The organism is Winogradskyella rapida (assembly GCF_042675845.1).
Lineage (GTDB): Bacteria > Bacteroidota > Bacteroidia > Flavobacteriales > Flavobacteriaceae > Winogradskyella > Winogradskyella rapida.
On the sequence record NZ_JBHTKM010000063.1, the window covers coordinates 1,565,561 to 1,578,132 of the forward strand.

The following is a 12,572-nucleotide window of genomic DNA, read 5'->3' on the forward strand; positions in this document are numbered from 1 at the left end:
TAGAAAACCGCATCAACTTGATGCGGTTTTGTGAGATTTATATTATTGGTAAGGCTTATTTAGACCATACATTATTTTCTCGTTTTACGTCTGCCATTCTTTTTGAGGCATCAATTTCAACAGATTTTACAGCTTTTTTAGCATCAAAAGTATAGGTTGGTATAGCCCAAGCCCAATCTTTAATAAGCGTTGCTGAAGTTGGTTTTTCACCACGCATCATTTGTAATGGAATATAAAATGATTCCGTTGTACCATCTACATAAGTCACTTCTAAATCTATAGGCATTGGCATTAAACCAATACGTTCTAGCGTAATTGTATTGCCTTCTACCGCATTTACAGCATAGTCAATAGTGTTAGTGGTTTGTGCAAAATCTATAAAATACCAATCCAATTCTAAGTTTGTAACGCGTTCTGCTGTTCGGATAATATCGAAAGGCTTAGGGTGTTTAAATTTAAAATCTTGGTAGTATTTTTTAATGGTAGCTTCTAAATTCTCTTGCCCTATAACATAACCTAACTGTGCTAAAAATACCGCGCCTTTACTGTACGCTGCGGCACTATACGCTTGGTTATATTTATAGCGGTCTGAGTGTGTGGTTAAAGGTTGCTCTACCCCAGAGTTTGCCAAAGCGATGTAACCTGCATAGGTTCTAGCAAGTGGATTATCGCTCTTTTTTTCTTTAAAAAGTTCCATAGCCAAAGTAGAAATATAGGTTGTAAATCCTTCATCCATCCACTCGTGCTTAGATTCATTACTGGCTAATAAAAATTGAAACCAAGTATGGGCTAACTCATGTGCTGTAACGCCCAATAAGCTTCTGTAGCTTCTTTGGCCTGTAATTAAGGTAGACATGGCATATTCCATACCGCCGTCACCACCTTGAATCACGGAGTACTGCTCATAAGGGTAGGTCCCAACAGAAGTACTGAAAAATGACATTAATTCTGCCGTATCGGCTTGAAGTTTTTTCCAGTTTTCAAGATATTGAGGCTCTAAATCCTTTTTGTAGTAGAAGTTTAAAAGTGGACCATTAGTGACCTGAAATGTATCATGGATAAAATCTGGATCTGCAGCCCAAGTGAAATCATGTACATTAGGAGCTTTAAAATGCAGGGTTTTCTTTCCTGATTTTACTGTTGGTTCACCTTGTAAGTATCCGGTACCTCCTACTACATAGTCTTCATCAATGGTTAGTTTGATATCAAAGTCACCCCAAACACCGTGAAATTCTCTTCCGATGTACGGATCTGCGTGCCATCCTTCATCATCGTATTCCGCTAATTTAGGATACCATTGCGCCATAGATAAGGCAACACCTTCTTTATTGTTTCTTCCTGAACGACGGATTTGAACAGGCACCTGAGCATCAAAATCCATATCGAAAGTTACCTTCTCACCAGGTTGAATAGGCTCAGCTAAACGAACTTCTAAAACAGTCCCCACAGTATTATAACTGATGGCTTTACCATTTTGTTTTAACGCATTTACTTTAATATAGCCAATTTCATCAGGACCAAGCTGACTAATTCTACTGCCTACACGAGGATCTGGATCTTGAATGGTACGTGAGCGTACATCCATTTCGCTACCAGGTTGAAAGGCATTAAAATAAAGATGGTAGTACACACGGTGTAATACGTCTGGCGAGTTATTAGTGTAAACTAATTTTTGCTTCCCTTGGTATTGGTAGCTGTTAACGTCCATGTCTATATCCATGGCATAGTCTACATGCTGCTGCCAATAACGATTGGTCGCCTTGCTAGTCGTTGTAACATCTGCGCTAGGCTGAACCGCCGAGCCGCAAGATGTTAAAACGAGAAGTAATAAGAGATTTATTTTGAAAAATTTCATGTCTTATAGTTTTGAAGCCATAATTAAGGCGTTGTAAGCATTCACAATGCGTCCAGAAGTCGATAAATCTGAAAAAGGTTTCACATTTGAAGCATCACCACCAACAACAACTTTAGTCGGTATTGCTAAGCCAGAATTTAAAATAACTTGCTTTACCTGCGCCGCAGATAATTTAGGAAAGTAAGAACGTACTAAAGCTACAACTCCTGCTACAGATGGAGAGGCCATTGATGTACCGCTGATACTCTTGTAATCGTTATCTGGGAACGTTGAGTAAATTGCAGAACCAGGACCAAAAACATCAACGTTCTTTTTTCCGTAGTTAGAGAAACTTGATACAATTTTAGAACCGTATTTAGAAGTGATTGAACCAACTCTAATATAAGTTTCAGAAATTTCTACAAAATTTACGTTATCATCAGGGAAGTTTGTGCCTTCATCTACATTTTTACTGTCATTACCAGCAGCATGTACAAATACCACATCATTATCTGAAGCATATTTAATAGCATCTCTTACCCATTCTGCATGTGGAGAAAATGACTTACCAAAACTTCCATTAATAACTTGTGCACCATTATCTACAGCGTAACGGATAGCTAAAGCTACATCTTTATCGTACTCATCACCGTTTGGTACTGCTCTAATAGACATAATTTCTACGTTATTAGCAACACCATCTACACCAATACCATTATGACGCTCTGCAGCAATAATACCTGCAACGTGTGTACCGTGAGATTCTGAATTTTTAACAGGCTTTACATTCCCATTACCGTATCCGATATCAGATAAATCATTGATATCATCTCCAGTTGTACGTCCAGAAAAATCAGGATTAAAGTGGTAGTTTAAACGCTCGTTAATCCCAACTAAGGCATTGTTAATTTCAGTTTGAGCTTCCGCTAAACTAAAACCATTTGCATTCATTCCATTAGCAACTTGGATGGCTTGCGATAACATATCATCTTCAGTTGTGATAGCGTTTACCTCTTCAATTGTATAATCGCTTTTTCCAAAGTGCTTTGTTAAAGTAGCATCAGCGCCTTTTATAGCTTGTGCAATCTGATCGTATCTTGCTTTTGCATTAACGTATTGTTTAGACTCATCTTCAAGAAGTTTTACAGCCTCGTCATAACGTGGATCTGTAGTATCTCCACTTGCAATTAAGCGTACATATTCTAATTGTTCATCATAGGCATCTCCTAAGAAATTCCAACCATGAATATCATCTATATAGCCATTTTTATCATCATCAATCCCGTTATTAGGAATTTCATCTTCATTAGTCCATAATACATTTTGTAAATCTTCATGATCAATATCAATACCAGAATCGATTACTGCAACGATGACTTTACTTCCTTTTTTGTCTTTAATGATTTCATCATAAGCTTTATCCACACTCATCCCTGGGATGGTATCTTTAATAAGGTCTAAATGTCCCCAGTGTTTCTTTTCTGCGTCTGTTAAATCAGATACTTTTAGAGGTGTAGCATCGATATTTTCAATCGGTGTAGAAAGAATTTCTGCAGTACTACCACAACCTACAAATAAGGCTCCAGCAAGACTTAGGTATGCTAATGATCGGTAATTAAATTTCATTTGTTTTAGTTTAAGTTTAAATGATCATATTCCTATTCCGTAGGTCAGTTACTTATAGAAATAAGCAGGCTTATTACGCGCTTAGGAATATATTGTTTATGTTTAGTTGAATATTTCTTGAGTTGTAAAAGTGTCCTTAAGGCGCACTCCTTTTTCGGTATGTTTTACCGTAATAATTTCGTTATGTGCGTCGTGTTCTAAAAATAAAAAGAGTTCTTGGTCTGCAGCTTTATTAAGAAACAGCTCTTTTTCATCTAGGGTGAGCAAAGGTCTCGTATCGTAACCCATAACAAAAGGCATAGGTAAATGTCCTACGGTAGGTAATAAATCGGCCATAAAACAAATGGTTTTACCTTTGTAATGAATCATAGGAATCATCTGCTTATCGGTATGGCCATCTGCAAAAAAGATATCGAAACCAAGGGCCGAATTTTCTAAAATATGATTTTCAGCTAAGCCCGTAAATTTCAATTGACCACTCTCTTCCATCGGTAAGATATTTTCTTTTAAGAAGGAAGCGCGTTCTCTACGATTGGGTTCTGTAGCCCATTTCCAATGGTCTGCATTACTCCAAAAATGAGCGTTTTTAAAGGCAGGTTCGTAACCGGTACGGTTTTTATTCCATTGTACACTTCCACCACAGTGGTCAAAATGCAAATGGGTCATAAATACGTCGGTAATATCATCGCGATGAAAACCATGAGCCGCTAAAGATTTATCAATGCTATGGTCGCCCCAAAGGTAGTAATAGCCAAAAAACTTTTCACTTTGTTTATCGCCCATACCTGTATCTATAAGTATCAGTCGGTCCCCATCTTCAATCAATAAGCAGCGCGCTGCTATATCAATCATATTATTCGCATCAGCAGGGTTGGTACGTTGCCATAAAGGTTTGGGTACAACACCAAACATAGCACCACCATCTAATTTAAAGTTCCCGCTTTCTATAGGATATAACTTCATATTCTGAATTTAAAAAGATAGACTGTGCAAAGTACTAAAACCATCAAAATTAAACGATGAAACGGTCAATTATTAGGGCATATTTAACAAATTGATTTGACAAGTTTTTAACTCCTTTTAAAAATAATTACATTTAGAAGGAATAAATGAATGTCTCATGGAAAAATTATCAAAATCCCCTTTAAAAATGAAGAAGATTAAACTCTTACGTTTTGGGCGTGATTTTAAGCCCGATCAGCAAGTTATTTTACGCGATTATTTGGCAATTGAGCGTACACGTTTGGCTAATGAACGCACCCTTCTCTCCTACATTCGGTCTTCCTTATACCTGCTTTTAGGGGCTATTGCCTTATTCCAACTCAAAGAATTTTCAAATTTTGAATACTTAGCCTTAGCAGCTTTAGTGTTTAGTATTTTGTTTTTTATCATTGGGGTATACCGATTTACCTTACTAAAAAAGAGTTTAAAGCGGGTGTATTACAAATCGGAAGAGAAGGAAGCCAGTAATGATGAAAATGAATAAGGGGAAGACCTACAATTGTGTTGAAGATGTAAATTTAAATCTGCTATAAAGGGAGAATTTAGTATTTTCACAAAAAAAGTAAATCAATGTTAGAACTTGCTGGAATTATCATTCTGGGAATATTGGCACAATGGGTGGCATGGAAATTTAAGATTCCGGCTATTTTGCCTTTAATTTTAATAGGATTATTAGTAGGCCCTATTGCTGCAGAATTTTTAAGTGAAGATGGGACCAAGTGGATTGAACCTATTTATAATCCTCAATTGGACCAATACGGAAAACCAATTTTAGATGAATTTGGAAAACTCATCACCGGAAAAGGTCTGTTTCCGGGAGACAGTTTGTATTATTTTGTGTCCTTAGCCATTAGTATTATTTTATTTGAAGGGGGCTTAACGCTTAAGCGTTCTGAAATTAAAAATGTAGGCCCTGTGATTACTAAATTAATCACGGTAGGTTCTGCAATTACCTTTTTTGGTGCTGGTATTGTAGCCCATTTTATTTTTGAATTAAGCTGGGATGTTTCCTTCTTATTTGCGGGTTTAATCATAGTTACCGGACCAACGGTAATTACGCCAATCTTAAGGAATATTCCCCTTAAAAAAGACGTTTCGGCGGTCTTAAAGTGGGAAGGAATATTAATTGATCCCATTGGGGCTTTAGTGGCCGTATTGGTTTTTGAATTTATTAGTGTTGGTGGCGATAGCGGTTTTACAAAAACAGCCCTTATTGAGTTTGGTAAAATTGTGTTATTTGGGACCACCTTCGGGTTTACCTTTGCCCATGCCCTAGCCTTTGCTATCAACAAAAAATTAATTCCGCATTATCTATTAAACGTCGTCTCTTTATCTACGGTACTCTTGGTTTTTGTGGAGTCCGAATTGTTTGCTCACGAGTCCGGTTTACTCGCCGTAGTGGTTATGGGAATGGTGTTAGGAAATAGTAAATTAGAGAATTTAAAAGAGCTACTGTACTTTAAAGAATCTTTAAGTGTATTATTAATTTCTATTTTATTTATCCTTCTAGCCGCCAATATTGACATTTCAGATTTACTCTTGCTATACACTTGGAAAACGGCTATTCTTTTTGCTATTGTGGTCTTTGTTATTAGGCCTATTGCGGTTTTTGTAAGTACGCAAGGTTCTAAATTAAACCTCAATGAAAAGCTATTTATCAGTTGGGTTGGCCCACGTGGTATTGTAGCGGCAGGTATTGCTTCTTTATTTGGAAGTAAACTCATGAAGCAAGGCGTTGAAGGTGCCGAATATATTACACCTTTGGTGTTTATGATTGTTTTAGGTACCGTATTATTAAATGCTACGACGGCGCGTTTGTTTGCCCGTTTAGTAGGTGTATTCCTTACCAAATCTAATGGTATTTTAATTGTTGGTGCTTCAAAATTACCGCGTTTATTAGGGCATTATTTGGTAAACAATGGCAGACATGTGGTGCTTATAGATAGCAATCAAAATAATATTGATAAGGCTCAAGAGTTAGGATTAGAAGCGTTGAGCAGTAATATTTATTCGGATACGCTTTCGGATAATATTGAACTTAACGATGTGGGGTATATTATGGCCATGACCGGAAACTCGGACATTAATGCTTATGTGATTGAAAAATTCAGCAAAGAGTTTGGTGAAAATGGGTCTTATAGATTGGTGACTTCAGATGAAATGAATGATCCTGATAAGAGTCCGAAGGAAGGTTTATTTTCTCCTACCGATGACTATATAAACTTAACGGAAGTTACCCGTAAATATCCTGCGATACAAGAGGTTGATATTGATGATGCAACGCATTATGCCAGTCTTATTGAATTAGCGAGTAAGGATAAATATATGATTCCTTTATTCTTGAAGGATGATGAAGGTGAACTTCACATTATATCAGTTTACGATACTAAAGCGGAAGCTATAGGGAAAGACTACAAATTAGTGTATTTGGGTAAACCTTATGACGTTGAAAAAGTGACTAATGAAGAACAACAATAGTTGACTTGATATAAAGGCCTGTAAACGGTTTTATTCATAAAAAAAGATTCCCACTTTCGTAGGAATCTTTTTTAGTTTTAAGCGGCGTTAAAAAATTAATCATTCAATTTTAAAACGGCCATAAAGGCTTGCTGAGGAATTTCTACATTTCCTACTTGACGCATACGTTTCTTACCTTTTTTCTGCTTTTCTAATAACTTACGTTTACGAGAAATATCTCCACCATAACATTTAGCGGTAACATCTTTTCTTAAGGCTTTTACGGTCTCACGCGCAATAATTTTCGCTCCAATGGCAGCTTGAATCGGAATATCGAACTGTTGTCTTGGAATTAATTCCTTTAATTTTTCACACATCTTTTTACCGATGTTATGAGCGTTATCAGCGTGGATTAATGCTGATAGTGCATCTACAGGTTGAGCGTTTAATAAAACGTCTAAACGTACTAATTTAGAGGTTTTCATACCAATTGGGTGGTAATCAAAAGAAGCATAACCTTTAGAAACCGTTTTTAAACGATCGTAAAAATCAAAAACAATTTCTGCGAGTGGCATTTCAAAAATTAACTCTACACGTTCTGTGGTTAAATAGGTCTGATTTACAATCATTCCTCGTTTTTCTATACAAAGACTCATTACGTTTCCAACAAAATCAGATTTGGTAATGATAGTGGCTTTTATAAAAGGTTCCTCTACCCTATTTACAGTTGTAGGTTCGGGTAAATCACTTGGATTATTTACAATAAAAGCTTCATCCGGGTTTTTATTGGTATAGGCATGGTAAGATACGTTAGGTACGGTGGTAATCACGGTCATATCAAACTCACGTTCTAAACGTTCTTGGATAATTTCCATATGAAGCATTCCTAAGAAACCACAACGGAATCCAAACCCTAAGGCTGCAGAACTTTCTGGAGCAAAAACCAATGACGCATCATTAAGTTGTAATTTTTCCATAGAGTTTCTTAACTCCTCATAATCTTCGGTATCTACAGGGTAAATTCCGGCAAAAACCATAGGTTTCACATCCTCAAATCCTCCAATAATATTGGTGGTTGGATTAGCAAAATCTGTAATGGTATCTCCTACCTTAACTTCTTTAGCCGTTTTAATTCCTGTAATTAAGTAGCCTACATCACCTGCTTTTACACTTTGTTTTGCAACTTGATTTAGTTTTAAGGTCCCTACTTCATCTGCAAAATATTCCTTATCCGTAGCGACGAACTTAATTTTTTGTCCTTTTTTAATTTCTCCATTAAAGACTCTAAAGTAAGTTTCAATACCTCTAAAGGTATTGTAAACAGAGTCGAAAATTAAGGCTTGTAAAGGTTCATCTACATTTCCTACTGGCGCCGGAATACGTTCAATAATAGCTTCTAAAATATTTTCAACACCAAAACCGGTCTTTCCACTAGCATGGATGACCTCTTCAGGATCGCAACCTAAAAGATCTACAATATCATCTGTAACTTCTTCTGGATTGGCACTTGGTAAATCGACTTTATTTAAAACAGGAATAATCTCTAGATCATTTTCTAAAGCTAAATACAGGTTAGAAATGGTTTGAGCTTGAATACTTTGTGCGGCATCTACAATTAATAACGCGCCTTCACAAGCGGCAATAGATCGTGATACTTCATAAGAAAAATCAACGTGGCCAGGCGTGTCAATAAGGTTTAAAACATAGTTTTCTCCTTTGTATATATAATCCATTTGAATGGCATGCGACTTAATAGTGATACCACGTTCACGCTCCAAATCCATACTGTCTAGAAGTTGCGCTTGTTGTTCACGCGCGGTTACAGAACCTGTAACATCTAATAAACGGTCGGCCAGGGTACTTTTACCGTGATCAATATGGGCTATAATACAAAAATTACGAATGTTTTTCATGTCTTTATTCTAAGGCAATAATCTAATTTGCAAATATAATCGAATTCTTGTGCATTAAGGTATCAATTTCAACAATAAAAAGTATAAGCATTACGTAAAAACCACAAGAGAATTTAAAAAACAATTTATATATTGCAAAACAAACCTAATTTTATGATTATAAGCTTACGCCATTGTTTTTGTGTGATTTTTTCTGTTTTAAGTTTATCTCTTTTCTCACAAGAATACAGCGTCTCCGGACAGGTTGTGGATGTCGATCAGCGTCCCATAGAATTTGCAAATGTTGTTGTTCTAAACGCCATCGATGAAGATTATTTAACCGGAACCTCTACCGATGAAACCGGACATTTTACCCTAGAGCGGCTAGAAGAAGATAGCTTCTTTTTAAAGATTAGCTATATGGGTTTTGAGGATTATTACCAAAAAATAGAACTCACAAAAGATTTAGATTTAAGAGTCATTACGCTTAAGGAAACCGCCGAAACTCTTGGTGAAGTCACTGTTGTTGCTAAAAAACCAACCATTACCAGAAAGCCGGACCGCTTAGTTTTTAATGTAGAAAATACGGCGCTTATAGAAGGATCTACCTTAAGTGTGTTAAAAAATACGCCTGGAGTTATTGTTACAGACGGGAGTATTAATATAAAAAGTGTAGCTGCTACGGTCTATATCAATGACAGGCGGGTGCAATTAACTTCAGAAGAGTTAATACAGCTTTTAGATAGTGCCCCAGCAAATAGTATAAAATCTATAGAGGTGATTACCATTCCTCCTTCTAATTACGATTCCGATAGTGCTTCTGTGATTAACATTATAATGAGTAAAAACTTAATAACGGGCTATAGAGGGAGTGCTGTAGTGAATTATTCGCAGGGTGTATTTCCGAGGTATAATGCCGCTACGAGTCATTTTTTCAAGAATAATAAGGTGAATTTAAACGTTAACTATAGTTATACGGGGCAAAAACGCAATAGAGATACCGATGCTACAGTGAATTATTTAGACCAATCCAATGCTTTAGAAGAAGTGTGGCAATCTAATGTGAACCGAAATACTTGGTCTGAATCGCACCACTTGAATTTAAATTTTGATTATTATTTTGATGATAATAATACATTGAGCCTAACAAGTACTGGGCTTTATACACCTTATTTTAAGTATAAGATTGCAAACCGTACTGATATTTACGATGAAAATGCGGTGTTTCAATCGGGTTTTACAGCCGATAATTTATCTAGAGATAACAAGTTTAACATTGGTACAGATTTAAGTTTTGTACATAATTTTGAAAATGGGGCTAGTTTAACCGCACAAACTCACTATACCTTTTATGATTATGATAGAGATCAGAATGTACTAAGTAATTATTACGATAATACGGATGCCTTTGTTGGTGCTTCAGAATTTAATACCATAGCCAATCAGAATACCGATATTATTACCGGAAAATTAGATTATAACCTTCCTTTTGAAGATGGTTCTACCATAGAAATGGGACTTAAATATTCTAATGTAAATACGGATAGTGATATTACAAGAACTGATATTATTGGAAATACCGAAGTGATAAATACGGGGAATACAGATCGTTTTAATTATGATGAGAAAGTATTTTCAGCCTATACCAATTATAGCGCCACTTGGGAAAAATGGGATATGAATTTAGGCCTAAGGTTAGAGCAAACCAATATTGAGGGCGAATCGTTAATGATGGGCGAAACCAATACACAGGACTATCTTAACCTATTTCCTAATGTGAGTTTATTGTATAATATTTCTGATGCTATTAGTGTGTATGGAAATTATAAACGTAGCATTTCTAGACCATTATATACCAATTTAAATCCTTTTACATTCTATTTAAATGAAAACACGGTGGTTAAGGGAAATCCAAATTTAACACCGAGTTATAGAAATCATTATGTTATAGGAACTAGTTTTCTAAGACACTTTAGCGTGGAGGCTTATTACAGTCACTTTGATGGAGATATTGTAGAGTTAGCGTTTCAAGACAACTCTACCAATATATTTTCTTATACGCCAACCAACTTAGATCGTAAAGTAGATTATGGTTTCGATTTTCTATTCCATAAGCAGCTTACGGAGCGCTATTATATTTCAGCAATTACCTCATTTTTTAATTTAACCGAAGAAGTTGATATTAATAATAGTACCGTTAAAATGGAGCGTTGGTCTAACTATAGTGTGCTTTATAATGGCTTAACTTTTTTAGAAGATAATAGTTTAAATGTGGGCTTAACTCTAACATGGGTTGGGAAAAATGTCCATAAATTACATACGGTTGAACATCGCTTGTTTTCTGATTTAGGGATCTCTAAATCTATAATGAATAGAAAAGGCGTTATCTCATTAACTATAGAGGATCTTTTTAATCTTCAAGATACTGATGCTTCACAACGTTACCTAAACCAGTGGAATTCTTATTTTAATGACTCCGATACGCGTTATATTAGACTTGGTTTTCGTTACAATTTTGGGAATACCAAACTTAACACTAATGAACGTCGCACAAGTGCAGAAGAGCGTACAAGACTTGGAAATTTAAGGTAATTTAAAACGAAATATTAACCCACTAAGGAATTAATCTTGCCACTCTGCAATAAACAAGTTGGTATCTCTACCTCCACCATTATTTCGGTTAGACGAGAAGGCTAAATACTTTCCATCATTAGAAAACACAGGGAAAGCATCAAAGGTTGTACTATGGGTTACACGCGTTAAATTCTTACCATCAATATCAATTAAATAAAGGTTGAATGGAAATCCACGTTCAGATTCAAAGTTAGAAGAGAACAATACTTTTTCTCCTGATGGGTGAAAAAATGGACTCCAGTTAGCGTTTCCTAAATCGGTTAATTGGCGTAAATCTGAGCCATCAGCATTACAGATATACAATTCCATATCCGTTGGTTCTACTAGACCTTCAGCCAATAGATCTTTATAGTCTTTAATTTCTTGTTCTGTTTTAGGGCGCGATGATCTAAAGATAATTTTAGTACCATCTGGTGAGAAGAAAGCCCCGCCATCGTAACCTAATTCGTCAGTAATTTGCTTTACATCGCTCCCATCTAAATTCATGGTGTACAATTCTAAATCGCCACTTCGTGTGGATGTAAATACAATTTTATCGCCCTTAGGAGATACGGTTGGTTCCGCGTCATAACCTACTTCATTTGTCAATTGACTTACAATATTACCTTCTAAATCGGCCACAAAAATATCATAGGTATCATAAATGGGCCAGATGTATTTTCCGTTTTTTCTCAGTGGTGTATCAGGGCAAGCATCATCGCCAAGATGTGTAGAGGCATAGATGATATGTTTGTTATCGGGCATAAAATAAGAACAGGTGGTTCTCCCCTTTCCGGTACTCACCATAGGCGGCGCAATACTGTCGGTAAAAGTTTGGTTGGCGTCCATTAAAAACATTTGGTCACAACTTACATTCCAATTGGTGTTATTAGATTGAAATACGAGTTGTTTATCATCAAAACTCCAATAGGCTTCAGCATTATCGCCACCAAAAGTAACCTGTCTCATAGACTTAAAATGTGTTTCTTCAGGGTAAATTAAAGAGTCGTATTTTTTGGTAGCACCAGAAGTAGTATCTGTTGTTTTAGCAGTTTCATTTTTACAAGATGAAACGGTAAGTAAGAGTAATAAAATAGCGACGATTCTGTTCATAATATTGAATTATAATAAGTGGTATTTAATGCCTA

At 36.0% G+C, this 12,572-nt stretch carries 8 protein-coding genes; 3 read left to right on the forward strand and 5 right to left on the reverse strand.

Translation table 11 applies throughout. The features are described 5' to 3' along the window. Positions 1-55: 55 nt before the first annotated feature. The 3 genes from ACFQ13_RS14060 to ACFQ13_RS14070 all read right to left on the reverse strand — a co-directional run bounded on the left by ACFQ13_RS14060 (position 56) and on the right by ACFQ13_RS14070 (position 4,423). Positions 56-1,855, reverse strand: a complete 1,800-nt coding sequence (locus ACFQ13_RS14060) for a M1 family metallopeptidase (protein ID WP_386118408.1) — start codon at positions 1,853-1,855, stop codon at positions 56-58. Between the two features lie 3 nt (positions 1,856-1,858). Further along, the gene (locus ACFQ13_RS14065) at positions 1,859-3,460 is read right to left on the reverse strand and encodes a S8 family peptidase (protein WP_386118411.1); all 1,602 of its coding nucleotides are present in this window, start codon (positions 3,458-3,460) and stop codon (positions 1,859-1,861) included. A gap of 102 nt (positions 3,461-3,562) precedes the next feature. Beyond that, positions 3,563-4,423: an MBL fold metallo-hydrolase gene (locus ACFQ13_RS14070; protein WP_386118413.1), complete on the reverse strand. Its 861-nt coding sequence runs from the start codon at positions 4,421-4,423 to the stop codon at positions 3,563-3,565. A gap of 157 nt (positions 4,424-4,580) precedes the next feature. On the opposite strand from ACFQ13_RS14070, the gene ACFQ13_RS14075 reads away from it, so the two are divergent. Beyond that, positions 4,581-4,946 carry a DUF202 domain-containing protein gene (locus tag ACFQ13_RS14075; protein WP_386118416.1) on the forward strand — a complete coding sequence of 122 codons (366 nt, stop codon included), beginning with the start codon at positions 4,581-4,583 and terminating at the stop codon, positions 4,944-4,946. An 86-nt stretch (positions 4,947-5,032) separates the two neighbouring features. Next, entirely contained in the window at positions 5,033-6,940 is a 1,908-nt protein-coding gene (locus tag ACFQ13_RS14080) for a cation:proton antiporter (RefSeq protein ID WP_114308123.1), read from the forward strand. Between the two features lie 95 nt (positions 6,941-7,035). Here ACFQ13_RS14080 and lepA read toward each other — a convergent pair whose 3' ends face one another. Beyond that, positions 7,036-8,832 carry a translation elongation factor 4 gene (gene lepA, locus ACFQ13_RS14085; protein ID WP_114308124.1) on the reverse strand — a complete coding sequence of 599 codons (1,797 nt, stop codon included), beginning with the start codon at positions 8,830-8,832 and terminating at the stop codon, positions 7,036-7,038. 153 nt (positions 8,833-8,985) lie between these two features. Here lepA and ACFQ13_RS14090 point away from each other — a divergent pair, with 153 nt between their 5' ends. Continuing rightward, positions 8,986-11,403, forward strand: a complete 2,418-nt coding sequence (locus tag ACFQ13_RS14090; protein WP_386118418.1) for a TonB-dependent receptor domain-containing protein — start codon at positions 8,986-8,988, stop codon at positions 11,401-11,403. A 30-nt stretch (positions 11,404-11,433) separates the two neighbouring features. On the opposite strand, the gene ACFQ13_RS14095 is transcribed toward ACFQ13_RS14090, so the two are convergent. Then, positions 11,434-12,537, reverse strand: a complete 1,104-nt coding sequence (locus ACFQ13_RS14095) for a TolB family protein (protein WP_386118420.1) — start codon at positions 12,535-12,537, stop codon at positions 11,434-11,436. Between the last annotated feature and the right edge of the window lie 35 nt (positions 12,538-12,572).

Bases quoted from the DNA above. Each gene is read 5' to 3' on its own strand.
- ACFQ13_RS14060 (WP_386118408.1), bottom strand. From the start codon at position 1,855: ATGAAATTTTTCAAAATAAATCTCTTATTACTTCTCGTTTTAACATCT.
- ACFQ13_RS14075 (WP_386118416.1), top strand. From the start codon at position 4,581: ATGGAAAAATTATCAAAATCCCCTTTAAAAATGAAGAAGATTAAACTC.
- ACFQ13_RS14070 (WP_386118413.1), bottom strand. From the start codon at position 4,423: ATGAAGTTATATCCTATAGAAAGCGGGAACTTTAAATTAGATGGTGGT.
- ACFQ13_RS14095 (WP_386118420.1), bottom strand. From the start codon at position 12,537: ATGAACAGAATCGTCGCTATTTTATTACTCTTACTTACCGTTTCATCT.
- lepA (WP_114308124.1), bottom strand. From the start codon at position 8,832: ATGAAAAACATTCGTAATTTTTGTATTATAGCCCATATTGATCACGGT.
- ACFQ13_RS14090 (WP_386118418.1), top strand. From the start codon at position 8,986: ATGATTATAAGCTTACGCCATTGTTTTTGTGTGATTTTTTCTGTTTTA.
- ACFQ13_RS14080 (WP_114308123.1), top strand. From the start codon at position 5,033: ATGTTAGAACTTGCTGGAATTATCATTCTGGGAATATTGGCACAATGG.
- ACFQ13_RS14065 (WP_386118411.1), bottom strand. From the start codon at position 3,460: ATGAAATTTAATTACCGATCATTAGCATACCTAAGTCTTGCTGGAGCC.